A 24307-nucleotide genomic window follows, 5' to 3' on the forward strand; every position below is an offset into this window, starting at 1 on the left:
GGTCCTCCTCGGAGGTGCTTCAGAGGTCGACGGCGCAGTCGCCGACGGGTGCGTTGACACAGATCTGGATGTCCTCGTCGGGGCGTGAGGACTCGACACCGGTGAGCACGTTGCGCACGGTGCCCTCGGTCTTGCGGGAGGTGCAGGAGAAGCAGATCCCCATCCGGCAGCCGAACTCGGGCCTCAGCCCGAGCGCCTCGGCCTGCTCGAGCAGGGTCGCGCCGGAGTTGGCCGCGCTCGCTCCGGAGCGCTCGAAGGTCACGTCTCCCCCGGTCGCCCCGGTGGAGACGCGCGGTGGCTTGAAGTACTCGACGCGCAGCGCGTCGGACCCGTCGTACGCCGCCCGCACGCCCTCGACCATCGGCGCCGGACCGCAGGCCCAGGTGGGCACGTCGCGGTAGCCGGGCACCAGCCGCTCGAGGAAGGCGGGCGACAGGTTGGGGTCGCCGAGCTCGGGGTGCAGCAGGTGGACGTCGATGCCGTGGCCCGACCGGCGGATCTCGTCGAGCTCCGCTGCGTAGATCAGGTGCTCCGGGCTCTGCGCGTAGTGCAGGAAGGTGATCCGGCCGCGGTGGGTGCGCCGCTGCAGGGTGCGCAGCATCGACATCACCGGCGTGATGCCGGAGCCGCCACTGATCATCAGCACGTGCTCGGGCACGTGGGCCGGCAGGGTGAACTCGCCCTCGGCCTGCGACAGGTGGACCATCGTCCCGGGCTGCGCGCGCTCGGCGAGGTAGCTGCTGACGACGCCTGCGGGGTTGGCACGCAGGGTGATCGTGAAGCGGTCGCCCGGGCCGGACTCCGGGCTGGAGATCGAGAAGACCCGCGTCGTACGACGCGCGCCGTCGACCTCGACGCCGACCTGGACGTGCTGGCCGGCGCGGTGGCCGCGCCAGGTCGAGGTGGGCTGGAGGGTGAGGGTGGCGACGACCGGGTGCCCGGCGACGTCGACCTCGCGGTGGACGTCGACGATCCGCGCCCGGACCTCGTGGGCCGCCCACATCGGGTTGAGCTGCTCGAGGTAGCGGTCGATGCCGTGGGGCGACGCGAGGGCCGCGACCGTGCGGGACCGGAGGATCCGGTTCATGGTCCGCTCCTTTCAGTGAACGTTCGTACACTGAAAGCATGGACGCATACCGCCGGTACGGTCAAGGACTCCGGCGGTGAGCCGGAGCACAGGCGTACTCCCCGGGACTAGCCTGGGAGCGTGAGCACCCGTGTCGAGCAGAAGCAGCGCACCCGCCGCGCGATCCTCGACGCCGCGCTCGAGCTCTCCGACGAGACCACGCTCGCGGCGATCTCGCTGCGCCAGGTCGCGAAGCAGGTCGGCATCGTGCCGACCGCGTTCTACCGCCACTTCGACTCGATCGAGGCGCTCGGCCTCGCGCTCGTCGACGAGTCGTTCGCGTCGCTGCGCACGATGATCCGCGACATCCGGCGCGGCGACCCGGCGTTCGCCGACATCGTCGACCGATCGATCTCGGTGCTCGTCGACCACGTCCACCAGGAGCGCGCACACTTCCTGTTCATCGCCCGCGAGCGGGCCGCCGGCCCCCCGGGCGTCCGCGAGGCGATCAGCCACCAGATCGAGCTCTTCGAGCGCGAGCTCGCCACCGACCTGGCCCGACTGCCCGGCACCGACGCCTGGTCCGGCGAGGACCTGCGGATCCTCTCCAACCTGATCGTCACCGCGATGGTCGCCACCGCGGAGGCGATCCTCGGCTCGGCCGGTCGGCCCGACGTCGAGAAGGAGATCGTCGAGCACGCCCGCACCCAGCTGCGGATGGTGCTGGTCGGCGCGCTGAACTGGCAGTCGAAGCCCTAGCTCACGCGGACTGCGGCAGCCCGCCGTCGATGAGCATCGCCCAGCAGCGGAGGTAGTCCTCGGTCAGGTGGTCGTTGGCGTCCAGGGCCCCGGACACGACGGCACCGGTGCGCACCATCATCAGCTGCTCGGCCGTCCCCCGCGGGTCGCGGTGGTCGAGGCGCTGCAGCAGGCCCTCGATCCGGCCCGTGACCCACTGCCGGATCTCGCGAGCCTTGACCCGGGCCGGGTGCGTCCCGACGAACTCGGCCGAGGCGTTGATGAACGGGCACCCCCGTCGTACGGCGCCGAAGTCGTCGCGCGTCAGGGCCGAGCCGATCTCGGCGAGCGCCGCACGGGGGTCGTCGGGGTGGGCGTCGATGATGCCGTCGACCTGCGCGTGGTCGTAGGCCGCCTTGCGGTCCAGGTAGGCCGCGACCAGGTCGTCCTTCGACGCGAAGTGGCGGTAGAGCGTGACCCGCGTGACGGACGCCTCCGCGATGATCCGCTGGATGCCGACGGCATGGATGCCCTCGTCGTAGAACAGCCGCTCGGCGGTCTGCAGGATCCGTTCCTTCGCCTGCGAGGGGCGTTCGGTCGCGGTTGCGCTCATGGTGTCTTGCTCCTCGACATGGAGACGGTCGAGTCATTGTCAGGACCTCGACCTTGCCCCTACCGTAGCCACCAGGTGGGTAGACCGATCGGTACACCCACGACCGACCGGAGGGAACCCCCATGACCGAGCACGCACCCGTCCTGTTCATCCACGGTCTCTGGCTGCACGCCAGCTCGTGGGACACCTGGATCGAGCACTTCGCCAGCGCGGGGTACGACGCCTCGGCACCCGGCTGGCCCGGTGACCCGGACACGGTCGAGGCGGCCCGCGCCAACCCGGACGCCATCGCCGACCACGGCATCGACGACGTGGTCGCCCACTTCGCCGAGGTCATCTCGGGACTGCCGACCAAGCCGATCCTGATCGGGCACTCCTTCGGCGGCATGATCGCCCAGCGACTGCTCGGGGAGGACCTCGCCGCGGGCGCGATCGCCATCGACGCCGCGCAGATCAAGGGCGTGCTGCCGCTGCCGCTGTCGGCCCTGAAGGCGACGCTGCCGGTCTTCAAGAACCCCACCAACAAGCACAAGGCGGTGTCGCTGACCGCCGAGCAGTTCCGCTTCGCCTTCGGCAACGCCATCCCGGCCGAGGAGTCCGACGCCCTCTTCGAGCAGTGGGCGATCCCCGCGCCCGGCAAGCCGCTCTTCGAGGCCGCGGCCGCCAACTTCAACCCGCACTCGCCGGCCAAGGTCAACACCGACAACGCCGATCGTGGCCCGCTGCTGCTGATCATGGGCGGCAAGGACAACACCGTGCCGGAGGCCGTGACCATGTCGACGCTCAAGCAGTACCGCCACAGCGACGCCGTCACCGAGCTCGTCGAGTTCGAGGACCGCGCCCACTCGCTCACCATCGACCACGGCTGGCGCGATGTCGCCGACAAGTGCCTGGCCTGGCTCGGCGAGCAGGGTCTCTGACCATGGACCTCGGACTCTCGGGCCGCACCGCCCTGGTCACGGGTGCGAGCAAGGGCATCGGCCTCGCCATCGCCACGGCGCTGGCCGGCGAGGGGGCGTCGGTCGTGGCCGGCGCCCTGCGCGGCAGTCCCGAGCTCGACGCGCTCAGCGCCACCGCCGACGTACGACCCGTGTCGGTCGACCTCACCACCCCCGAGGGACCGGCCGAGCTCGTGGCCGAAACGACCGCCGCCCACGGTGGGATCGACGTCCTGGTCAACAACGTGGGCGCCGTACGCCCGCGGCTGGAGGGCTTCGTCGCGCTCACCGACGCCGACTGGGAGTGGGCGCTGACGATCAACTTCCTGGCGGCGGTCCGCACGATGCGGGCGGCGATCCCGCTCATGACCGGGCGGCCGGGAGCCAGCATCGTCACGATCAGCTCGGTCAACGCCTTCCTGCCCGACCCCGGCGTCATCGACTACAGCGCGGCGAAGGGGGCGCTCTCCAACCTGTGCAAGTCGCTGTCGAAGGAGCTGGGGCCGGACATCCGGGTCAACACGATCAGCCCCGGACCCGTGCAGACCGACCTGTGGCTCGGCAAGGGCGGCGTCGCGGCGACCGTCGGCGGCGCGAGCGGCACCGACCCGGACGAGGTGGTCCGGCAGCAGGCTGCTGCGGCCGCCACCGGACGCTTCACCCACCCCGGCGAGATCGCCGACCTGGTGCTCTTCCTGGCCAGCGACCGCGCCGCCAACATCACGGGCAGCGACTTCACGATCGACGGGGGTCTGATCCCGACGCTGTGAGGTGAGGTCGTCGGGGTAGTCACGGACGATCGGACCCGTTACCGGCTAGTAATCGGGTCCGAACGTCCGTGACTACCCCGACGGACGGACGGTGAGGTCGGAGACGGTCGCGTCCCGGGGCAGGTCGAGGACGTGGAGGATCGCGTCGGCGACCGTCTCGGGGCGGATCCAGGCGGAGGCGTCGTAGTCCTTGCCCTCCTGGCGGTGCACCTTCTCCTGCATCGGGGTGGCGGTGCGGCCGGGGTAGACCGTCGTCACCCGGACGCCGTGGCCGGCCTCCTCGCCGCGCAACGAGTCGGCGAGCGCGCGCAGGCCGTGCTTCGAGGCGGCGTACGCCGACCACCCGGGGTGGGCGCTCAGGCCGGCGCCGGAGTTCACGAAGACGACCGTGCCCCGACCGGCCCGCAGCGCAGGGAGAGCGACCCGGGTCAGGGCCGCCGGTGCGACCAGGTTGACCCGGAGCTGCGTCGCCCAGTCGTCGACCGAGAGGTCGGCGACCGGACCGAGCTCGACGACGCCGGCCGCGTGCACGACCGAGTCGAGCGAGTCCGGCAGCGACAGCGACTCGACGGACTCCGGCCAGCCGAGGTCGGCGACCACCACGCTCGCGCCGGGGAGGTCTGCGCGCATCTCCTCCGCCCGCTCCTCGGAGCGTGCGACGAGCAGGACGTCGTCGCCGCGGTCGAGCAACGTCCGGGCGAGCAGGGCGCCGATGCCCGAGCCGGCGCCGGTGACCAGGTGCGTCACAGCGTGAACACGATCTTGCCGAACTGCTCACCGTCGAGCATCGCCGCGAAGCCGTCGCGGGCCTCGGTCATCGGCAGGGTCCGGTCGATCAGCGGTCGGGCGCCGGTCGCGTCGAGCATCGTCACCAGCGAGGCGAGCTCGTCGCGGGTGCCCATGGTCGAGCCGATCACGCTCAGCTGGAGGAAGAAGATCCGGGTCAGCTCGGCGTCGTCGAGGTCGGGGCCCGACGTCGTACCGGACGTGACGATGCGGCCACCCGGTCGCAGCGCGCGGATCGAGTGCGACCAGGTCGCCTTGCCGACCGTCTCCATGACCGCGTCGACCTTGACCGGCAGCCGGGCGCCGGACTCGAACACCTCGTGCGCGCCGAGCTCGAGCGCCCGCGCCCGCTTCGCCTCGTCGCGACTGGTGGCGAGCACCCGCAGGCCGGCGGCTCGCGCCAGCGTGATCACCGCGGTGGCGACACCGCCGCCGGCGCCCTGGACGAGCACGGTCTCGCCGGCCTTGAGGTCACCGCGGGTGAAGAGCATGCGGTACGCCGTGAGCCAGGCGGTCGGCAGGCACGCGGCCTCCTCGAACGACAGCGACGCGGGCTTGGGCACGACGTTGCGGCGCGGGACGGCGACCTTCTCGGCCATCGCGCCCTGGTAGCGCTCGGACAGCAGCGACCGCTTCGGGTCGAAGGTCTCGTCACCGGTCCACGCCGGGTCGCTGATCACGGCGTGCACGACGACCTCGTTACCGTCCTCGTCGTAGCCCGCCGCGTCGCAGCCGAGGATCATCGGCAGCGCCTCCTCACGCAGCCCGACGCCGCGCAGGGAGAAGAGGTCGTGGTGGTTGAGCGATGCCGCCTTGACGGTGACCGTCGTCCACCCGTCCGGCACGTCCGGATCAGGCCGCTCCCCCAGCTGCAGAGCGGCGAGCGGATCGGTCTTCGAGAAGCGGTCGGCGTAGACGGCGAACATTCCTCGAACCTACCGAGGGCTACCTCCGGGCGACACCGTCGCGTCGTGCGGCGTCCGCCACAGCGGCCGACACGGCCGGCCCGACCCGCGGGTCGAACGGCGACGGGATGACGTACTCCTCGGTCAGGTCGTCGCCGACCAGGTCGGCAAGCGCCTGCGCGGCGGCCAGCTTCATGCCCTCGGTGATCCCGGTCGCGTGGACGTCGAAGGCGCCGCGGAAGATGCCCGGGAACGCGAGCACGTTGTTGATCTGGTTGGGGAAGTCCGAGCGACCGGTCGCCACCACGCGCGCGTGCCGGTGGGCGACGTCGGGGTGCACCTCCGGGTGGGGGTTGGCCATCGCGAAGATGATCGCGTCCGGGGCCATCCGCGCGACGTCCTCCTCGGGCACAGTGCCACCGGAGACGCCGAGGTAGACGTCGGCGCCGTCGAGCGCCTCGGCGAGGGTCCCGGAGCGGCCGGTCTTGTCGGCCGTCATCTCGGCGAGCTCGCGCTTGACCGGGGTCAGGTCGCTGCGCCCGGAGTGCACGACGCCCTTGCGGTCGGTGACCGCGAGGTCCTTGATGCCGGCCTCGAGCAGGATCTTGGCGATGGCGACACCGGCGGCGCCGGCGCCCGAGATGACCACGCGGGTCGACTCGGGGTTGCGGCCGGTGAGCTTGAGCGCGTTCCACAGGGCGGCGAGCGCGACGACCGCGGTGCCGTGCTGGTCGTCGTGGAAGACCGGGATGTCGAGGAGCTCCTTGAGCCGGTCCTCGATCTCGAAGCAGCGCGGCGCGGAGATGTCCTCGAGGTTGATGCCGCCGAAGCTCGGCGCGAGGCGGGCGACGGTCTCGATGATCTCCTCGACGTCCGTGGTGTCCAGGCAGATCGGGATGGCGTCGACGCCACCGAACTGCTTGAAGAGCACGGCCTTGCCCTCCATCACCGGCATCGCCGCGGCCGGGCCGATGTCGCCCAGGCCGAGGACGGCGGTGCCGTCGGAGACGACCGCGACCGTGTTCGGCACCCACGTGTAGTGCTGAGTCATCGACGGGTCCTCGGCGATCGCCTCGCAGACGCGGGCAACGCCGGGCGTGTAGGCCAGGGACAGCTCGTCGCGGCCGTCGAGGGAGACCGTCGAGCGGATCTCCATCTTGCCGCCGACGTGCAGGTCGAAGACCGGGTCGCCGGCGAACGGGTGTGAGGCAGACATGAGGACGCTTTCCATCGAGACGTGCAGGCGAGACAGGTGGAACGGGGGGCCGGATCGGAGCGCGGGGTGGTGCACGGAGATGATCGACGGACCGCAGGGGGTCACCCTCATCATCAGTCTGGCACAGCGTCAGAGCAGGCGGGGACGGGGCCAGACTCTCGCCACGGTGACTGCGATCACGTCGCTCGCGGGCACGGGTCCGCGGTGCCGCGAGTCGACGCCCTCGTCCGGGTTGTCGCTGAGCAGCCACCAGGCGGGCGAGCCCGTTCGCGTCGTACGACGCTCGGCCGCACGCTTCACCGCGACGGTGCCGTCCGCGAGCCGGGCGACCACGACGGCGCCCTCGCGGACCGGACGGCGGTAGGACACCAGCAACCGGTCGCCGTCCGCGAGCGTCGGGACCATCGATCGCCCAGTGACCAAGGCGAATCCCCACCGCGACATGCGGGTAGTGTCGCAGTGACAGACCCTGACAACCGAAGAGAAGACGAGAGGACCCGCATGTTCGCGAAGCTGTTCGCCCCCACTCTCGAGGTATCCGCACACTGCGACCTCCCCTGCGGCGTCTACGACCCCGCACAGGCCCGTATCGAGGCCGAGTCGATCAAGGCGATCATCGCCAAGGTCGCCGACAACAACGACCCCGACTTCCGCACCCGCGCCATCGTGATCAAGGAGCAGCGCTCCGAGCTGGTCAAGCACCACCTGTGGGTGCTGTGGACCGACTACTTCAAGCCCCCGCACTTCGAGAAGTACCCGCAGCTCCACACCCTGGTCAACGAGGCCACCAAGCTCGCCGGCGCCTCAGGCACCAAGGGTGAGCTCGACGCGGCGAAGGCCGACGAGCTGCTCGCGAAGATCGACGAGATCGCGGAAATTTTCTGGGAGACCAAGAAGGCCTGATCTCCACCCACGTCGACCCGCCTGAAGCTTTCGGGCGGGTCGACGTGATTTCGGGTCAGTTCACCGATCGCTCCAGGTCGGCCCAGTACGGCGCCCGCAGCTCGCGCTTGAGCACCTTGCCGACGGTGTTGCGCGGCAGCGCGTCGACGAAGGCGACGGCGGAGGGGCACTTGTACGACGCGAGCCGCTCGCGGCAGAAGTCGATGACCGCCGACTCGGTGAGGTCCGAGCCCGGCGCACGCACCACGACCGCGAGCGGGCGCTCGCCCCACTGCGAGCTGGGCACGCCCACGACAGCGGCGTCGGCGACCCCGTCGAGCTCGAAGAGGACTTCCTCGATCTGGCGCGGGTAGATGTTCTCCCCGCCCGAGATGATCATGTCCTTGACCCGGTCGGACACGAAGAGGTAGCCGTCGCGGTCGAGGTGGCCGACGTCGCCGGTGTGCATCCAGCCGCCCCGGAGCGCGGCCGCGGTGGCCTCCTCCTGCTGCCAGTAGCCGCTCATCAGCTGCGGCCCGCGGACGACCACCTCACCGGTCGAGCCCCAGGGCAGCTCCTGGTCGTCCTCGTCGACGATGCGGACCTGCGTGCCGAGCACCGGCCGGCCCGCGGAGGTCAGCAGCTCGCGGTGGTGCCGCAGCGCCACGACGTGGTCGCTGCGCGACAGCATGGTGGCGACCGCGCTGAGCTCGGTCATGCCGTAGGCCTGGGCGAAGTCGCACTCGAAGAGCTCCATCGCGAGGGCGAGCACCTCGCCCGCGATCGGCGCCGAGCCGTAGACGATCAGGTCGAGGTCGTCGAAGGACAGCTCCTTCGCCAGCGGGTGGGCGATCATCGCCTGGATCATGGCGGGCGCCAGGCCCGTCGTACGGATCCGGTCCTCGGCGAGGATGCGTAGCGTCGTCGCGGGGTCGAAGTCGCGCAGCACCCGGATCGAGCAGCCGCCGACGGTGAACGCGAAGACGCTGACCTCGGCGCCCGCGTGGAAGAGCGGCATCGTGCAGAGCGACGAGACCCGCACCGCCTCGAGCCCGGCGTGGAACTGGATGGCGTTGAGGCAGACGGCGAGCTGCGAGACCAGCGCGCCCTTGGGCTGCCCGGTCGTCCCGCTCGTGTACATCTGGTGGAAGACGGCGTCCGGGGACACGTCGCGGTCGAGATCGGTGCCGGGGTGCCCGGCGACCTCGGTGGCGAAGTCCGGGCGGGTGCCGTCGCCGTCGATGGTCACCACGGCCATCCGGTCCGGCGCGACCGCTGCCAGCGCGTCCTCGTAGTCGCCGTGCACGACGGCGAGCGCGCAGCCGGCGTCGGTGACGATGAACTCCCACTCGGCGGGTGCCAGCCGGAAGTTCAGCGGCACGGGTACGACGCCGGCGCGCGAGGCTCCGAAGTAGATCGCGATCATCTCGAGCGAGTTGCGGTCGAGCAGTGCGAACCGCTCCCCCGGCTCGAGCCGCGACGCCAGCCAGTGACCGATCCGGCAGGACCACTCCCGGACCTCGCGCCAGGTCAGCTCGCGCTCGCCGTCGGAGAGGTAGACCTCGTCGGGGTGGCGGGCCGCCCAGTGGTCCAGCAGGTCGTGAACGCGCACGGTGAGCTCCTCAGGAAGCGGGGTGGTGGACGGGCGAGGTGAGCACGGCGGTGGCGATCGCGATCGCCTCCGCGCGGAACGTCGGGCGGGTCGCCTGCGCCCGCATCCGGGCGAGGTTGCCGACGGTGGTCATCGCGGCGCGGACCAGGACGTGGACCCGGCCGGCGTCGAGCTCGGGGCGGTGCGCGGCGAGCAGGGCGTCCCACTCGGCGACGTACTCACGCTGGCGACGGACCCAGTCACCGGTCGGTCCGCTCGGGTCGGACACGAGGCTCGTGACCAGGAAGGGCTGGCGGTGGGCGAAGCCGACGTACGACGCGACGAGCAGCCCGAGCGCCTCCCCCGGTGTCGCGCTGGCGCCGAGCGCGGCGTGCAGGTCGAGCCAGGCCGCGTGGTACGCGCGCTCGAGCGCAGCGGCGACCAGCTCCTCCTTGCTCGCGAAGTGGCTGTAGACGCCCGGCCCGGTCAGTCCGACCGCCTTGCCGACGTCGGCCAGGCTGGTCGCCTGGTAGCCACGCTCACCGAAGAGCCGGCCGGCCTCGACCAGCAGGTTCTCGCGCTTGGAGACGGGGCGCAGCGGCGACGGCGGTGCGTCGTACGACGCGACGGCCGACGGCAGGTCGACCCGCGCGACCGCGCCGCAGACAGCCGCCAGGGTCTCGGCGAGCTCGGCCTCGCGCAGCCCGCGCACCCGGTCGCTCGTGCTCACCAGGACCGACTCCAGCGCCCAGGCGACCAGCTCGGCATCGGTCCCGGAGAGGTCCGGCCGGGCGGTGCGCAGCGCCGTCGCGTAGCGCTGGTTGGCCACGCGGGTGCGCTCGACGATCGGGCCCCGGGCCTCGGGACCGAGGTGGCGGAGCTCGCGGGCCCAGAGCACCCCGAGCGCGGGCAGCCGTGCGGCCTCCGCCGCCTGGCGCTCGAGCAGCTCGTCGAGCGGGAGGTCGCCCTCGGCCGCGGCGAGCATCCGGTCCCCGTGGTCGAGGAGCACCGCCGCGAGGAGGTCCTCCTTGCCGGCGTAGTGCCGGTAGAGCGCACCCGGGGTGATCTCGACGGCGGCGGCGATCCGGCTCACCGGGACCTGGTCGAAGCCCTCGGCGGCGAACAGGTCGGCGGCGGCGACCAGGATCCGCTGCTTCCGGTCACGCGGGCGCTGGGGCATCGCTCTCCTTCTCGGTCACTTGCGTCAATAAGTAAATCACGAGTAAGTATTGTTGTGACAGATTACGAGCAGAAGTGGAGACGAGTTCGTGACGACCAGCAGTTCGACCGCGGCGTACCGCTCACCGTGGCGCGACGACGAGACCCGCGCGCTGCGCGACCTCGCGCTGCGCTTCCAGGACGCCGAGCTGGTGCCGCGGCTGCCCGAGTTCACCGAGCAGCGCCAGGTGGACCGACGGGTCTGGACCGAGGCCGGACGCCTGGGGCTGCTGCTCGCGTCGGTGCCCGAGGAGTACGGCGGCGGGGGTGGCGACCTGCGGCACGACCTCGCCCTGATCGAGGCCGAGGCCGAGCGACCCGGCACCGAGTGGGGGCACGTGGTCCACGGCATCGTCGCCCACTACGTGCTCGCCTACGGGACCGAGGAGCAGCGCCGGCGCTGGCTGCCCCGGCTCGCCTCCGGGGAGCTGGTCGGGGCGGTCGCGATGACCGAGCCGGGCGCCGGGTCCGACCTGCAGGGCATCCGCACCACCGCCGTACGCCGTGGTGACACGTACGTCGTCAACGGCGCCAAGACGTTCATCTCCAACGGCGCCCAGGCAGACCTGGTGCTCGTCGTCGCCCGCACCGACCCGGAGGCCGGGTCGCGGGGCATCTCGATCGTCGCGGTGGAGACTGCCGACCGGCCCGGCTTCGCGCGCGGTCGCAACCTCGAGAAGCTCGGCCAGCACACGTTCGACACGGCCGAGCTCTTCTTCGACGACGTCGTCGTGCCGGCCTCCGACCTGCTCGGCGGCGTGACGGGCCAGGGCTTCGGCCAGCTGATGCAGCAGCTCCCCCGCGAGCGGGTGCTCCTCGGTGCCCTCGCCGTCGGCGCGATGGAGACCGCGGTGCGCGAGACCGTCGCCTACGTGAAGCAGCGCCAGGCGTTCGGCCAGCCGCTGATGGACTTCCAGAACACCCGCTTCGTGCTCGCCGAGGCCGCGACCAAGACCCACGGTGCTCGCGTCTTCCTCGACTCGTGCATCCAGCGCCAACTGGCGGGCGAGCTCGACGGCGGCACCGCCGCGATGTGCAAGTGGTGGCTGACCGACCTGCAGTGCGAGGTCATCGACCAGTGCCTGCAGCTCTTCGGCGGCTACGGCTACATGGAGGAGTTCCCGATCGCGCGGCTCTACGCCAACGCCCGGGTGCAGAAGATCTACGGAGGAGCGAACGAGATCATGAAGGAAATCGTGGCGAGGACGCTGTGACCATCACCCTGGAGAGCCGCGGACCGGTCGCCGTCGTCTGGTTCGACCGTCCCGACAAGCTCAACGCCGTCACCGCCGGCGACTTCATCACCTTGCGCGACATCCTGCGGTCGGTCGCCGAGGACCCGGGGTGCCGGGTCGTCGTGCTCACCGGTCGCGGCCGCGGCTTCTGTGCCGGGCTCGACCTCGACTCCGGGTTCGGCGAGCCCGGCCCCGGCTCGATCCCGCGCACGTACGCCGAGCTGCGGGTCGGTGTCGACGCGATCCGGCTGCTCCGGGAGATGCCGCAGCCCGTCGTCGCCGCGGTCCACGGTAACGCCGTCGGCGCGGGCTTCGCCTTCGCCTGCGCCGCCGACCTCCGGGTCGCGAGCCCGGAGGCGGTGTTCGCCGCGCCGTTCACGCGGCTCGGGATGACGCCCGGCGACCTGGGGCTGTCGTGGTTCCTCCCGCGGCTGCTCGGGGTGTCCGCCACGGCCGACCTCTTCCTGCGGGGCGGGTCGGTCACCGGCGCCGACGGTCACCGGCTGGGGCTGGTCAACGAGCTCGCCGAGGACCCGTTCGCCGTGGCGATGGTCATCGCCGAGGAGATCGCGGGCCGGGCTCCGATGGGCGTGCGCCAGGCCAAGGAGCTGCTCAACGCGAGCCTGCTTGGCGGCTTCCGCGAGCACCTGGAGATCGAGATCCGCTCCCAGGTGCTGCTCGCGATGACCGATGACCACGCCGAGGCCAAGGACGCCTTCCGGGCGCGCAGGGAGCCCGTTTTCCGCGACCGCTGAGGCGGGCGGCAGCGTTTGTCTGCACCGGTCGTCGGGTAGTGCCACCGTGGTCGTTGTCTGCCACTACTCTTCGGGGCACGGTCGCGATGCAGCCCCACCATCAGTCCCCCAGCCCCCAAGGACGGCGAGCATGTCTACGTCAGCAACCGACGCCCCTGCCGATGAGGAGTCTCGTCGAGCCGACGTCGAGCTGCGTGTCCCCGCGGACAACGCCTATGCCTCCGTCCTGCGTACGACGACCGCGGGTCTCGCGGCGCGCCTCGACTTCCCGATCGACGACATCGAGGACCTCCGGATCGCCGTCGGCGAGGCCAGCGCGATGGCCCTGCCGGAGTCCGTGCCCGGCACCGACCTGCGCTGCGAGTTCTTCCTCGCCCCCGGCGAGATGACGATCCGCGTCGGCGTCACCGTCGACCACGACATCGCGCCCGACTACGACAGCTTCGCCTGGCAGGTGCTGACCACCCTGGCCACCGGCGCCTCGGCCGACTGCGCCGACGGTACCTTCAGGATCACCCTCACCATGGAGTCCACGCTCCCCGGTGCCGGTCTCTGACATGGCCATACCGTCGAACGACGACGACGAGTCCTCCGGGCTCACCGGCGTCGAGCTGACTCGGCACCGCAGCGCCGAGTTCTTCCTCGTCCTGCGCGACGAGGACGCATCCCCCGCGAGCCGCGAGTCCGCGCGCGAGTCACTCGTGCACCTCCACCTGGCCCTGGTCGAGCACTGCGCCCGACGCTTCCGCAACCGCGGCGAGCCGCTCGAGGACCTCGTCCAGGTCGGGACGATCGGGCTGATCAAGTCGATCGACCGCTTCGACACCGACCGGGGCGTCGAGTTCTCGACGTACGCGACACCCACGATCATCGGCGAGATCAAGCGCTACTTCCGCGACAAGGGCTGGGCGATCCGGGTGCCGCGGCGGCTGCAGGAGCTGCGCATGCAGATCGGCACGGCCACCGCCGAGCTCACCCAGTCGCTGGGCCGGTCCCCCACGCCCCGCGAGCTCGCGGAGGCGATCGGCTGCACGGTCGAGGAGATCGTCGAGGGCATCGAGTCCAGCAACGCCTACTCCACGCTCTCCCTCGACGCCAGCGACAACGGTGACGACGGTGGCGCGGCCACGATGCTCGACGCCCTGGGCGTGGACGACGCCGGCCTCGAGCACGTCGAGATCCGCGAGTCGATCAAGCCGCTGCTCGACCGCCTGCAGCCGCGGGAGAAGCGGATCCTGCTGCTGCGGTTCTTCAAGAACATGACGCAGTCGCAGATCGCCGAGGAGATCGGCGTCTCCCAGATGCACGTCTCCCGCCTGCTCAACCGCACCCTCGAGCAGCTCCGCACGTCGCTCGAGGAGCAGAGCTAGCGGGAGTCCTGCCCGCGGGTTGCGGGCTTCTCGTGGTTGCGCGCCGACAGGGCGCTTGCACGGGTACGGCGCGCCCGGATCACCGTCGCCTCCCGGCTTTCCGAGCGAACCCACATGGCCTGTGGCCGTCTCTTGTATTCGAATCTGTGTTCGATTATGATGCAGCATGGCCCAGCGCCCCGACACCGACCTCACCCGGTCCCACCGGGTGGCGTCGGCGACCGCGCAGATGCGCGCGGTCGCTGACTCGGTGGTGGACGCCTCAGTGTGGTCGATGAGCGCTCTCGAAGCCGGTGCCACCTTGGTGGAGCTGACCCGGTTGAAGGCGCAGGTCGCTGAGCTCGAAGCGAGGGTCGCCGCGCACGCCGACGACCTGGGTGTCGGCGAGGAGGTCGGTGCGACGTCGACCGCGAACTGGTGGGCGCACCAGACGCGACAGGCCCGCCCTGCTACCCACGGGACTGTTCGCTTGGGTCACGATCTCGGGGTCCACACGATCACCCGGGACGCGATGGCGTCCGGTGACGTGATGGCGGAGCAGGCCCGGGTCATCGTTCGCGCGGTCGACGCGCTGCCCGATGACCTGCCCACGGACCTGGTCGCCCAGGCGGAGGCGTTCCTGGTCGAGCGCGCCGCCGAGCTCGACGCCAGGGCACTTGCCATCGCCGGCAAGCGGCTCCTCGAGGTGATCGCGCCCGACGCTGCGGACGCCCACGAGGCGAAGCTCCTCGCACGCGAAGAAGCGATCGCAGCCCAGTCGTGCCGGTTGACCATGACTGACGACGGCCACGGCACCACCCACGGCCGGTTCAGCCTCCCGACCGCCCAGGGTGCGATGCTCGCGAAGATCCTCCGCGGGTTCGCCGCACCCAAGCACCAAACCGCCACCGAAGGGCCAGGCCTCGTCCGTCGTCCGGGGCCGCAGCGGATGGGGCGTGCGTTCTGCGAGCTCATCGAGCGCTACCCCGCCGACCGGGTCCCTGACGCCGGCGGCGTGAACGCCACTGCCGTGGTGATCATGACCTACGAGACCCTGATGGGCGGGCTGAAAGCAGCCCACCTCGACACCGGGGAGAAGATCTCAGCAGGTCAAGCCCGCCGTTTGGCGTCCCAGGCCGGGATCATCCCCGTCGTGCTCGGCGGGAGGTCCGAGGTCCTCGACGTCGGCCGTAAGAAGCGCTTCCACACCAAAGCCCAGAGGCTCGCCCTCATGATCCGCGACCAGCGCTGCACCGCCGACGGGTGCGACTGGCCACCCGGCATGTGCCACGCCCACCACGACCACCTCTGGTCCCAGGGTGGACCCACCGACGTGGAGCACGGACGGCTCCTCTGCCCCAGGCACCACGCCAGAGCCCACGACCCCACCTTCGAGATGACGAAGCTCCCGGGCGGGAAGGTCGCCTTCCACAGGCGGACATAAACCGACGCCCTGCCTTCGCTTCCGGGGTTTCGAGACAGGCGCAGAGCGCCTTCCTCAACCACCGGACTCTTCGTCTTTCGACCGCAACCACGACGATCGACCCCAGCGCGCCCGCAAGCCGGCCAGCGACTGGAAATCGCCACCGCAACCACAGACCGCGGCGACCACGCTTCTCGTCAACCGCGACCGCAACCACCGGCGGCCCGAAGGCAGCGCACATTGCCCTGCGTTGCCTGCGGGGGTTTCGAGACGGTTCCTAGCGGAACCTCCTCAACCAACGGCGAGAGCACTGCGCGCCTTCCTCAACCAACGGGCTCTTTGTCTTTCGACCGCAACCACGACGGTCGACCCAGCGCGCCCGCAAGCCGCACGGGCCCGCAGGCCGCGTTCAGTCGCTGTTCGGATCGGCGAGCGCCTCCAGGCTCGCCGGGTGGAAGATCCCGGCCAGCACGACGACGGAGACCAGTGCGATCACGACGGCGGCCAGGGTCGTGTCGCCGCCGCGGAAGTTCCAGGCGAGGCCGAGCTGGATGAGCTGGGCGAGGACGATCGGGCTGCGTGCCCACGAGCCGCGCCGCGACAGCGCCCAGGCGCAGGCGAGCAGCCCCGCGCCGTACAGCGCGAAGAACAGGGCGGTGGTGACGCCCATCGTCACGCGGCCGGAGCCCACGCTGAAGATCTCGAGCACGGCGTAGACCACCAGCAAACCGCCCTCGACGGCCACCAGCGAGGCGGCGACGAGCAGCGGCGCTGGGGGACGGATCCGGTCCTGGGCGTTGCCGTTTGTCACGGGTGGGAGCCTAGAGGGAGGGCACGCGGCGACGACATGCACGTGACTGCTGTGACGGAGCGAACCATGCGGAGGGGTTGTTTAACGGTCAAAAGGTTGCCAGTCTTGGCGGAGCGCTTGTTTGCGCGTTCGTTCTGCCGTGCCCATCGGCACCAGCAGGTCCTTGCCCCGGCCCCGACCTGCCCAGCTTTTGACGAAAGAGGGTTCCCCCAGCCATGGATTGGCGCCACCGTTCTGCGTGCCTCGACGAGGACCCGGAACTGTTCTTCCCTATCGGTAACACCGGCCCGGCCATCCTCCAGATCGAGGAGGCCAAGCAGGTGTGCCGACGCTGCGAAGTGCGCGAGCAGTGCCTCGCGTGGGCGCTCGAGGCTGGTCAGGACCACGGCGTGTGGGGCGGACTGAGCGAGGACGAGCGCCGCGCGCTCAAGCGTCGCAACGCCCGCACCCGAGTTCGCACGGCCTGAGTCGGCACGGCCTGAGTCACTCCAAGGGCAGGTCGAGCACGGCCCGGGTCCCCGGACCCGAGGGCATCGGCCCCAGCTCGAGCTGACCGCCCAGCTCGGACTCCACGAGCGTGCGCACGATCGACAGCCCCAGGCTGGTCGAGCCGTCCAGGTCGAACCCGTCGGGCAGCCCGCCGCCGTCGTCGTCGACGGTGACGTGCAGGCGCCCGACGAGCCGGCTCGCGGTCAGCACGATCTGACCGGTGACGTCCTCGGCGTCGGGGTCGTAGCCGTGCTCGACGGCGTTCTGGAGCAGCTCGGTCAGCACCATCGCCAGGCCGGTCGCGGTCTCGGACGGGAGTACGCCGAAGCTGCCCTCGCGACGCACCCGCACCCGGTTGCCGACCGCGCTCACCTCGGTGACCATCCGGCTCAGCGGGTCGATGATGTCGTCGAACGGGACCCGCTCCTCGACCGCCTGGCTGAGCATCTCGTGGACGATCGCGATCGACCCGACCCGGCGTACCGCCTCCTCGAGCGCGAGCCGCGCCGGCTCGGAGTCCATCCGGCGCGCCTGGAGCCGCAGCAGCGCGGCGACGGTCTGCAGGTTGTTCTTCACCCGGTGGTGGATCTCGCGGATGGTCGCGTCCTTGGTGACCAGCTCCCGGTCGCGGCGCCGCAGGTCGGTGACGTCGCGGACCAGGACCAGGGCGCCGATGTGGTCGCCCTGGGGGCGCAGCGGGATGGACCTGACGATGAGGGAGACCCCGTCGGTCCCGATCTCGGTGTCGCGGTGCGCCCGACCGCCCAGCACCGCGCTCAGCGTCTCCTCGTCGGGACGCCGGCGCGGCGGCACGAGCTCGCGGGTCAGGTCCGCGAGGGAGAGCCCCGCGAGGTCGCCGGAGAGCCCGAGGCGGCGGTAGACGGACAGCGCGTTCGGGCTCGCGTAGACGACCTTCCCCGCGGCGTCGACGCGCAGGAAGCCGTCCCCGACCCGCGGGGTGTCCGCGTGGTCACTGCGGTCGCCGGCCGCCGGGAAGTAGCCGTGGGCGATCATCTGGGTCAGGTCTGCCGCGGTCTGCAGGTAGGACAGCTCGAGCCTGCTCGGCGTGCGTACGCCGAGCAGGTTGGTGTTGCGCGCGACGACCGCGATCACCCGTCCGGCCCGCCGCACCGGGATGGTCTCGACCCGGACCGGCACGTCGTCGCGCCACTCCGGGTCACCCTCGCGGACCAGCCGACCCTCGGCGTACGCCGCGTCGATCATGGGGCGCCGGCCGACCGGGACGAAGGTGCCGATCACGTCGTCGACGTAGGCCGTCGGGCCGGTCGTCGGCCGCATCTGGCCGGCCGCCCAGAACCCCTTGCGCTCGCTGTCCGGCAGCCACAGGACCAGGTCGGCGAAGGACAGGTCGGCGATGATCTGCCAGTCCGCCTGGAGCAGCTGCAACCAGGCCACGTCCTCGGCGTCGAGGTCGGTGTGGCTGCGCACGAGGTCGGTCAGGGACGGCACGCTGGCAAGGGTAGGGCGCCGGGGTCCGCCGACGACCGGCTGCCCGGGCTTTGGCAGGATGGCCGTCATGTCCGGGTCCTACTGGCAAGACGTCCACGCAGGGGGGCTGGCCGTCCCGACGGACCGGCCGCTGGACGACCTGACGGCGGAGCTGACCCGGATGCTCGGCGACCCGGATCCGGCCCTGCGCGACGGTACGGCGTACCCCGCCCTGACCACCTGGATCGACCGTGGGGTCTACGACGACCTGCTCGCCGGGCTGGGCGACGGCATGGCCACGGGCCTCCTCGTCGGCATCGGCGAGAGGGACACCGACACGGTCTTCCGGCGCAGCTTCTCGGCCCTCGTGCTCGGCGAGTGCATCGGCCGCGACAACGCCCGACCGCTGCTGCCGGGCGGCAAGATCCTCGAGTGGGGCGACCGGCTCACGACCTGGTTGCTGCGCGAGCGCGACCTGCGCGGCTTCGTCCCCGGCAAGGGCTGGGCGCACGCCGTCTCCCACGGAGCCGACACCCTCGCGATCCTGGCCCGTTCGCCGCACCTGGCGACCCCCGAGCTCACCGTCCTGCTCGACGTGATCGCCGACCGGCTGCTGCTCCCGGTGGACGTGCTCTTCAGCAGTGGGGAGCCCGACCGGCTGGCCCTCGCGACGATGGCGGTGCTGCGGCGCAACGTCGTCCCGCTCCGGGTGCTCGAGCCGTGGATCGCCCGGATCGGCGCCGCAGCGGCGACCCGCTCGTCGTACGACGACCGCGACCCCTACCTCGTCGGCGGCAACGCCGAGGCCTTCCTCCGGTCGCTCTACCTCCAGCTGTCGCTGGGCGCCCGGCCCCCGCAGGTCCGCTCCGACCTGCTGCTGGTGGTCATCGACGCGCTCAAGAAGACGAACCACGGGTTCCTCACCACTACGGGTGAGTAACCTGACGCTCATGTCAGATCTGACCGGGCACGCCGGCGAGCTCGCCGTCGCGGTTGCCCAGGCCCACGGCGTCGACACCCTCTTCACCCTGTCGGGCGCCCACGTCTTCCCGGTGTACGACGGCGCGGTCAAGGCCGACGAGCCGGTCCGGCTGCTCGACGTACGCCACGAGCAGACGGCGGCCTTCGCGGCCGAGGCGACCGGCAAGCTGACCCGCGTGCCCGGGCTCGCGGTGCTCACCGCCGGGCCGGGCGTCACCAACGGCGTGAGCGCGGTGGCCCAGGCCCAGTTCGCCGGCTCGCCGATGGTCCTGCTCGGCGGCCGCGCACCTCAGGGCCGCTGGGGCACCGGCGCCCTCCAGGAGCTCGACCAGCCGCCGATCTTCGCGCCGGTCTCCAAGCTCGCGCGCACCATCCCGACCGCCGGCGACGTCATCGACGGCGTCCACGAGGCCTTCGTCACGGCCGCGTCCTCGCACCGCGGCCCGGTCTTCATCGACGTCCCGATGGACGAGCTCTTCAACTCCGCCTCGGGCCCGATCCCGACCGTCACCGCCCCGCGCGGCGCCGAGCCGGACCCCGACGCGATCGCGACGATCGCCGGTCTGCTCGCAGCGGCCACGCGCCCGGTGCTGATCCTCGGCACCGACGTGTGGGCCGACCACGCCGAGGAGGTCGCGCTCCGCTTCGTCGAGGCCGTCGGCATCCCCACGATCACCAACGGCATGGGCCGCGGGATCATCCCGGGCGGCCACCCGCTGCTGGTCACGAAAGCACGCGGTCCCGCGTTCCAGGGCGCCGACCTCGTGGTCGTGGTCGGCACGCCGCTCGACTTCCGGCTCGGGTACGGCGTGTTCGGCGAGGCCCAGGTCGTCCACGTCGCCGACTCTCCCGGCCAGCTGTCCGGCCACGCCACCCTCGCCGGCTCGGTCAGTGGTGACCTGTCCTCGGTCTTCGATGGGCTGCAGACCGCTCTCGAGGGAGCGGCAGCCCGTCCCGACTGGTCCGCCTGGGTCGGCGACCTGCAGGCCTCCGTCGCTGCCGCGACCGAGCGCGACGCCGCCCTGCTCGGTGCCGAGGCCGACCCGATCCACCCGGCCCGCATCTACGGCGAGCTGCTCCCCCGGCTGGCCGACGACGCCGTGGTCATCGGCGACGGCGGTGACTTCGTCAGCTTCGCCGGCAAGTACGTCGAGCCCCAGCGACCCGGCGGCTGGCTCGACCCGGGTCCCTACGGCTGCCTCGGCGCCGGCCTCGGTGCCGCGATCGCCGCCCGGCTGGCCCGTCCGTCGTCCCAGGTCGTGCTGCTGCTCGGTGACGGCGCTGCCGGCTTCTCGCTCATGGACGTCGACACCCTGGTGCGCCACAACCTCCCGGTCGTGATGGTGATGGGCAACAACTCCGCGTGGGGCCTCGAGAAGGGCCCGATGCAGATGCTCTACGGCTACGACGTGATCGCGGACCTCGCGCCGCACACGCCGTACGACAAGGTCGTGCAGGCGCTGGGTGGTGGCGGCGAGACCGTCACCGACCCGCGCCAGATCGGGCCGGCCCTGGATCGTGCCTTCGCTGCCAACGTCCCCTACCTGGTCAACGTCATCACCGACGTCGAGGCCGTCTACCCGCGCAGCAGCTTCGGTGTCTGACGTCCTCGTCCGCCGCGCCAGGCCCGAGGACCTCGGCGCTGTCGGCGAGGTGACCGTCGCGGCGTACGAGGAGTTCACGCTCGGCCCGGACGACCCCTACCTCGACCACCTGCGCGACGCCGCGCGGCGCGATCGCGAGGCAGAGCTGTGGGTGGCCGAGCAGGACGGTGCGATCGTCGGCACCGTCACGGTGACGCCCGAGGGCTCCGCGTGGCGCGAGATCGGCGAACCCGGCGAGGGTGAGTTCCGGATGCTGGCCGTCTCGCCCGCAGCGCGGGGCGCCGGGGTGGGCGCCGCCCTGACCGAGCTGGTCCTGACGCGCTTCCGCGAGGCCGGGTGCCACGCCATCGTGATGTCGAGCCTGTCGGCGATGAGCGCCGCGCACCGCCTCTACGGCCGGCTCGGCTTCGAGAGGATGCCGGAGCGGGACTGGTCGCCGCTGCCCGGTGTCGACCTGATCGCCTTCCGCAAGGAGCTCTGATGGACGCCACGCTGCGCTTCACCGTCACCGAGTCGGACACGGCGTCGGCCGTCGGCTCCGGCAGCCTGCCGGTGCTCGGCACGCCCCGGCTCCTGGCCTGGTGCGAAGCGGCCACCTGCGCGGCGATCGACCCGACCCTGGCGGCCGGATCGACGAGCGTCGGCACCCGGATCGAGCTCGAGCACGTCGCCGCCAGCGCCGTCGGCCAGGAGGTGGAGGTCACCGCGTCCGCGTCGTACGTCGACGGGCGCCTGCACCGCTTCACCGTCGGCGCCCGCAACGTCGGTGGGAAGGTGATCGGCACCGGCGAGATCACCCGCGTGGTGGTCGACGCCGAGCGGTTCATGTCGCGGGTCTGACCCGATTCGACCACCGTCGGGTTGTTTGAGAGACTGACCGTTGGCCCTCGAGGCCAGACACGTCCCGATCAGGAGGAACACCATGGGCAAGACCGGCCGCAAGCGCCGCGCTCGCAAGAAGAAGGGCGCGAACCACGGCAAGCGCCCCAACGCCTGAGCGCATCACCGAGCACGTCGAAATGCATTGAGCCCCCAGCCATCAGGCCGGGGGCTCGTTGCTTTGTCGGACGCCGGGACTCAGCTCTCGGTGACCTGGATCTGGACCTGGACCTCGCGGATCCGCAGCAGCACCCGCTGGCGGAGGTCGTCGGGAGCGGCCTCGGAGCAGGAGCGCGCGACGACGGACTTCACGGTCCGCTGGAGGTCGTACTTCTCCAGGCAGGGGTTGCAGCTGTCGAGGTGCACGCGGACCTCGGAGCAGTCGGCCTCGTCGAGCTCGTTGTCGATGAAGTAGACGATCCGCTCGAAGAAGTCGGCGCAGTCGCCGGCCGTGGGCTCGCCGGGGTGCTGGTGGCTCATCACTTGCCCCCGTCGCGACCGACGGTCAACAGGTCGTTGTCGCGGACGTAGTCCGAGAGCAGGTCGCGCAGCTGGCGGCGTCCTCGGTGCAGGCGGGACATCACGGTCCCGATGGGGGTCTCCATGATCTCGGCGATCTCCTTGTAGGCGAAGCCCTCGACGTCGGCGAGGTAGACCGCCAACCGGAACTCCTCGGGCAGACGCTGCAGCGCGTCCTTCACCTGGGAGTCGGGCAGGTGCTCGAGAGCGTCCATCTCAGCCGAGCGCAGGCCGCTCGACGTGTGCGACTCGGCGCGGTGCAGCTGCCAGTCCTCGACGTCCTCGGACATCGACTGCTGCGGCTGCCGCTGCTTCTTGCGGTAGTTGTTGATGAAGGTGTTGGTGAGGATGCGGTAGAGCCAGGCCTTCAGGTTCGTGCCCGGCCGGAACTGGTGGAAGGAGGAGTACGCCTTCGCGAACGTCTCCTGCACCAGGTCCTCCGCATCCGCGGGGTTGCGGGTCATCCGCATCGCGGCGGAGTAGAGCTGGTCGAGGAACGGCAGCGCGTCCCGCTCGAAGCGGGCCGAGCGCTCGGCCTCGGTCTCGGTGTCGACGTCCACAGGGGGCGTCTCGATGGGATCAGTCATTACGTCCCAGGGTAGCCCCGTGGTGGGGGGTTCGAGCACTGCCAGCATGTGAGAAGAACACACCGACCTCGCCGGTCATTCCCCTGCCGCGTTCAGGGAGCCTGGCCCCCGCCGGTGACCTCGCGCACGATCCACTCCAGGACGGCCTCGACGATGATCTCCATCGCGTCGGCCTCGGTGATGCCGGCCCGGGCGGGGACCTTGAAGCCGTGGTCGGCCTCGGGCACGACGGCGAGGTCGAGGTCCGCAGGGAACGACTCCGGTCGCCCCATGGTGTCGCGCTCGCCCTGGACGACCAGGATCGGGACCCGGGCGCCGCGCAGCTCGTGCAACCGCGACTTCTCGGGCTTGCCCGGCGGGTGGAGCGGGAAGGCGAGCGCCAGGCACCCGCTCGCGCCGAGCTGGTGGGCGCACCGGGCGGCCGACCGGGCGCCGGCCGAGCGACCGCCCACGACCAACGGGGTCCGGGTGCGGAGCGCGTTCGCGGCGGCGACCAGGCCCTGGTCGAGCGTCGGAGGCGCCGTCGCGACCTTGCGGCCCGCGACCTTCCACGGCTGCTCGAGGCGGACCACGGTGATGCCGTTGCGCGGCAGGTGCGTCGCCAGCGCCTCGAGGTCGCGGGTGTCGATGCCGTTGCCGGCACCGTGGCTGAGCAGCAGGGTGGCGACCGGCGAGCGCGCGCGATCGGTGACCAGGCGCGCCTCGCCCTGAGGGGTGTCGATCCGGCGTTCCTGGCTGGTCACGACGAGGCTCCGTCGAGGGGCAGCGGCTCCAGCAGCTCGGGCCCGTTGTTGCGCACGTTGCTGACCAGCGTCGACACCGGGTAGGCCTCGAGCCGACCGGGGGCGGCCGGCACCAGGAGGTCGAGCAGGTCCGGTCCCTCGGCGGTCGTGTCGAGCCAGGCGGACCAGCGGTCCCGCTCGACCATCAGCGGTGCCCGGTCGTGGATGTGGCCGAGGTCGTCCTCGGCGTCGGTGGTGATCACCGTGCAGGTCCAGCGGAAGCGGTCCGGGTCGTCGTCCGACTTGGTCGGGTCACGCCAGATCTCGTAGAGACCGGCCATCGCCAGCACGCCGTGGTCCTTGGGTCGGATGAAGAACGGCTGCTTGAGCGGCTTGCCGGCCTTGGTCCTCTGCTCGGTGGGGTACCACTCGAAGTAGCCGTCCGCCGGGAGCAGGCAGCGACGCTTCGCGAAGGCCCGTCTGTACGCCGGCTTCTCGGCGACCGTCTCCATCCGCGCGTTGATCATCCGGTTGCCGATCGACGGGTCCTTCGCCCAGGACGGCACCAGACCCCAGGTCAGCGCCCGGAGCTGTCGCTGCGGCGGCTCCTCGCTCTCCTTCGACGGCGGTCTCTCGACGACGGCGTAGACCTCCTTGGTGGGCGCGACGTTGTAGTCGGGCGCCAGCGGCGCGGGGACGCGGATGTCGAGGACGTCGAACTCCTCGGCGAGGTCCTCGGGGCGCCGGCTGGACGCGTAGCGGCCGCACATGCGGCCACTGT

Annotated in this window: 29 protein-coding genes; 15 read left to right on the top strand and 14 right to left on the bottom strand. The window is 71.3% G+C overall.

From position 1 onward, the window contains the following. Positions 1 to 19: 19 nt before the first annotated feature. Positions 20 to 1087 carry a ferredoxin reductase gene (locus ABLE68_RS01225; protein ID WP_348869244.1) on the bottom strand — a complete coding sequence of 356 codons (1068 nt, stop codon included), beginning with the start codon at positions 1085 to 1087 and terminating at the stop codon, positions 20 to 22. Between the two features lie 120 nt (positions 1088 to 1207). Here ABLE68_RS01225 and ABLE68_RS01230 point away from each other — a divergent pair, with 120 nt between their 5' ends. Then, positions 1208 to 1825: a TetR family transcriptional regulator gene (locus ABLE68_RS01230; protein WP_348869245.1), complete on the top strand. Its 618-nt coding sequence runs from the start codon at positions 1208 to 1210 to the stop codon at positions 1823 to 1825. Between the two features lies 1 nt (position 1826). Here ABLE68_RS01230 and ABLE68_RS01235 read toward each other — a convergent pair whose 3' ends face one another. Continuing rightward, entirely contained in the window at positions 1827 to 2417 is a 591-nt protein-coding gene (locus ABLE68_RS01235) for a TetR/AcrR family transcriptional regulator (RefSeq protein WP_348869246.1), read from the bottom strand. Positions 2418 to 2539: 122 nt separating this feature from the next. On the opposite strand from ABLE68_RS01235, the gene ABLE68_RS01240 reads away from it, so the two are divergent. Both ABLE68_RS01240 and ABLE68_RS01245 read left to right on the top strand, forming a co-directional pair. After that, complete coding sequence (locus ABLE68_RS01240) at positions 2540 to 3337, top strand: alpha/beta hydrolase (RefSeq protein ID WP_348869247.1); 798 nt, start codon at positions 2540 to 2542, stop codon at positions 3335 to 3337. A 2-nt stretch (positions 3338 to 3339) separates the two neighbouring features. Further along, positions 3340 to 4125 carry an SDR family NAD(P)-dependent oxidoreductase gene (locus ABLE68_RS01245; RefSeq protein ID WP_348869248.1) on the top strand — a complete coding sequence of 262 codons (786 nt, stop codon included), beginning with the start codon at positions 3340 to 3342 and terminating at the stop codon, positions 4123 to 4125. Positions 4126 to 4197: 72 nt separating this feature from the next. On the opposite strand, the gene ABLE68_RS01250 is transcribed toward ABLE68_RS01245, so the two are convergent. From ABLE68_RS01250 to ABLE68_RS01265, 4 genes are all read right to left on the bottom strand, one after another. Next, the gene (locus tag ABLE68_RS01250; protein ID WP_348869249.1) at positions 4198 to 4872 is read right to left on the bottom strand and encodes an SDR family oxidoreductase; all 675 of its coding nucleotides are present in this window, start codon (positions 4870 to 4872) and stop codon (positions 4198 to 4200) included. Continuing rightward, positions 4869 to 5837 (bottom strand): zinc-binding dehydrogenase, encoded by a 969-nt coding sequence (locus tag ABLE68_RS01255; RefSeq protein ID WP_348869250.1) that lies wholly within the window; start codon positions 5835 to 5837, stop codon positions 4869 to 4871. The genes ABLE68_RS01250 and ABLE68_RS01255 overlap by 4 nt, the downstream gene beginning before the upstream one ends. 19 nt (positions 5838 to 5856) lie before the next feature. Then, a complete protein-coding gene (locus tag ABLE68_RS01260; protein WP_348869251.1) occupies positions 5857 to 7032 on the bottom strand; it encodes an NAD(P)-dependent malic enzyme in 1176 nt (391 codons plus the stop codon). Positions 7033 to 7161: 129 nt separating this feature from the next. Next, positions 7162 to 7476, bottom strand: coding sequence for a S24 family peptidase (locus ABLE68_RS01265; protein WP_348869252.1), 315 nt, complete (start codon positions 7474 to 7476; stop codon positions 7162 to 7164). A gap of 57 nt (positions 7477 to 7533) precedes the next feature. Here ABLE68_RS01265 and sodN point away from each other — a divergent pair, with 57 nt between their 5' ends. Then, on the top strand, positions 7534 to 7935 hold the full coding sequence (sodN, locus tag ABLE68_RS01270) for a superoxide dismutase, Ni (RefSeq protein ID WP_348869253.1): 402 nt from the start codon (positions 7534 to 7536) through the stop codon (positions 7933 to 7935). 55 nt (positions 7936 to 7990) lie between these two features. Here the strand turns inward: sodN and ABLE68_RS01275 are convergent, their stop codons facing one another. Both ABLE68_RS01275 and ABLE68_RS01280 read right to left on the bottom strand, forming a co-directional pair. Next, entirely contained in the window at positions 7991 to 9526 is a 1536-nt protein-coding gene (locus ABLE68_RS01275) for a long-chain-fatty-acid--CoA ligase (RefSeq protein ID WP_348869254.1), read from the bottom strand. Between the two features lie 10 nt (positions 9527 to 9536). Further along, positions 9537 to 10685 (bottom strand): TetR/AcrR family transcriptional regulator, encoded by a 1149-nt coding sequence (locus ABLE68_RS01280; protein ID WP_348869256.1) that lies wholly within the window; start codon positions 10683 to 10685, stop codon positions 9537 to 9539. A gap of 88 nt (positions 10686 to 10773) precedes the next feature. On the opposite strand from ABLE68_RS01280, the gene ABLE68_RS01285 reads away from it, so the two are divergent. From ABLE68_RS01285 to ABLE68_RS01305, 5 genes are all read left to right on the top strand, one after another. Beyond that, on the top strand, positions 10774 to 11937 hold the full coding sequence (locus ABLE68_RS01285) for an acyl-CoA dehydrogenase family protein (protein WP_348869257.1): 1164 nt from the start codon (positions 10774 to 10776) through the stop codon (positions 11935 to 11937). Then, a complete protein-coding gene (locus ABLE68_RS01290; protein ID WP_348869258.1) occupies positions 11934 to 12713 on the top strand; it encodes an enoyl-CoA hydratase/isomerase family protein in 780 nt (259 codons plus the stop codon). The genes ABLE68_RS01285 and ABLE68_RS01290 overlap by 4 nt, the downstream gene beginning before the upstream one ends. A gap of 130 nt (positions 12714 to 12843) precedes the next feature. After that, a complete protein-coding gene (locus ABLE68_RS01295) occupies positions 12844 to 13269 on the top strand; it encodes an ATP-binding protein (protein ID WP_348869260.1) in 426 nt (141 codons plus the stop codon). 1 nt (position 13270) lies between these two features. Continuing rightward, positions 13271 to 14083 (top strand): RNA polymerase sigma factor SigF, encoded by an 813-nt coding sequence (locus ABLE68_RS01300; protein ID WP_348869262.1) that lies wholly within the window; start codon positions 13271 to 13273, stop codon positions 14081 to 14083. A gap of 166 nt (positions 14084 to 14249) precedes the next feature. Further along, entirely contained in the window at positions 14250 to 15506 is a 1257-nt protein-coding gene (locus tag ABLE68_RS01305; protein ID WP_348869264.1) for an HNH endonuclease signature motif containing protein, read from the top strand. A 388-nt stretch (positions 15507 to 15894) separates the two neighbouring features. On the opposite strand, the gene ABLE68_RS01310 is transcribed toward ABLE68_RS01305, so the two are convergent. After that, entirely contained in the window at positions 15895 to 16296 is a 402-nt protein-coding gene (locus ABLE68_RS01310; RefSeq protein ID WP_348869266.1) for a hypothetical protein, read from the bottom strand. A gap of 215 nt (positions 16297 to 16511) precedes the next feature. Between ABLE68_RS01310 and ABLE68_RS01315 the strand changes: the two genes are divergently transcribed. Next, a complete protein-coding gene (locus tag ABLE68_RS01315) occupies positions 16512 to 16763 on the top strand; it encodes a WhiB family transcriptional regulator (protein WP_348869268.1) in 252 nt (83 codons plus the stop codon). A 16-nt stretch (positions 16764 to 16779) separates the two neighbouring features. Here the strand turns inward: ABLE68_RS01315 and ABLE68_RS01320 are convergent, their stop codons facing one another. After that, a complete protein-coding gene (locus tag ABLE68_RS01320; protein ID WP_348869270.1) occupies positions 16780 to 18255 on the bottom strand; it encodes a histidine kinase N-terminal domain-containing protein in 1476 nt (491 codons plus the stop codon). 67 nt (positions 18256 to 18322) lie between these two features. On the opposite strand from ABLE68_RS01320, the gene ABLE68_RS01325 reads away from it, so the two are divergent. From ABLE68_RS01325 to ABLE68_RS22270, 5 genes are all read left to right on the top strand, one after another. Beyond that, the gene (locus ABLE68_RS01325) at positions 18323 to 19174 is read left to right on the top strand and encodes a DUF2785 domain-containing protein (protein ID WP_348869272.1); all 852 of its coding nucleotides are present in this window, start codon (positions 18323 to 18325) and stop codon (positions 19172 to 19174) included. A gap of 10 nt (positions 19175 to 19184) precedes the next feature. Further along, the gene (locus tag ABLE68_RS01330; protein WP_348869274.1) at positions 19185 to 20819 is read left to right on the top strand and encodes an acetolactate synthase; all 1635 of its coding nucleotides are present in this window, start codon (positions 19185 to 19187) and stop codon (positions 20817 to 20819) included. Continuing rightward, complete coding sequence (locus ABLE68_RS01335) at positions 20812 to 21300, top strand: GNAT family N-acetyltransferase (RefSeq protein WP_348869276.1); 489 nt, start codon at positions 20812 to 20814, stop codon at positions 21298 to 21300. The genes ABLE68_RS01330 and ABLE68_RS01335 overlap by 8 nt, the downstream gene beginning before the upstream one ends. Continuing rightward, positions 21300 to 21659: a thioesterase family protein gene (locus ABLE68_RS01340; RefSeq protein ID WP_348869277.1), complete on the top strand. Its 360-nt coding sequence runs from the start codon at positions 21300 to 21302 to the stop codon at positions 21657 to 21659. Before ABLE68_RS01335 ends, ABLE68_RS01340 begins: the two co-directional genes overlap by 1 nt. 82 nt (positions 21660 to 21741) lie before the next feature. Continuing rightward, positions 21742 to 21816, top strand: coding sequence for a 50S ribosomal protein bL37 (locus ABLE68_RS22270; RefSeq protein WP_369759046.1), 75 nt, complete (start codon positions 21742 to 21744; stop codon positions 21814 to 21816). An 80-nt stretch (positions 21817 to 21896) separates the two neighbouring features. On the opposite strand, the gene rsrA is transcribed toward ABLE68_RS22270, so the two are convergent. From rsrA to ABLE68_RS01360, 4 genes are all read right to left on the bottom strand, one after another. Continuing rightward, complete coding sequence (rsrA, locus tag ABLE68_RS01345; protein ID WP_348869278.1) at positions 21897 to 22178, bottom strand: mycothiol system anti-sigma-R factor; 282 nt, start codon at positions 22176 to 22178, stop codon at positions 21897 to 21899. After that, entirely contained in the window at positions 22178 to 22804 is a 627-nt protein-coding gene (locus ABLE68_RS01350) for a sigma-70 family RNA polymerase sigma factor (RefSeq protein WP_348869279.1), read from the bottom strand. The genes rsrA and ABLE68_RS01350 overlap by 1 nt, the downstream gene beginning before the upstream one ends. Before the next feature lie 92 nt (positions 22805 to 22896). After that, positions 22897 to 23547, bottom strand: a complete 651-nt coding sequence (locus tag ABLE68_RS01355) for an alpha/beta hydrolase family protein (RefSeq protein ID WP_348869280.1) — start codon at positions 23545 to 23547, stop codon at positions 22897 to 22899. Next, on the bottom strand, positions 23544 to 24296 hold the full coding sequence (locus ABLE68_RS01360) for an SOS response-associated peptidase (protein ID WP_348869281.1): 753 nt from the start codon (positions 24294 to 24296) through the stop codon (positions 23544 to 23546). The genes ABLE68_RS01355 and ABLE68_RS01360 overlap by 4 nt, the downstream gene beginning before the upstream one ends. Positions 24297 to 24307: the final 11 nt, after the last annotated feature.

This window comes from Nocardioides pollutisoli (genome assembly GCF_040045055.1).
In the GTDB taxonomy this organism is placed as follows: domain Bacteria; phylum Actinomycetota; class Actinomycetes; order Propionibacteriales; family Nocardioidaceae; genus Nocardioides; species Nocardioides tweenelious.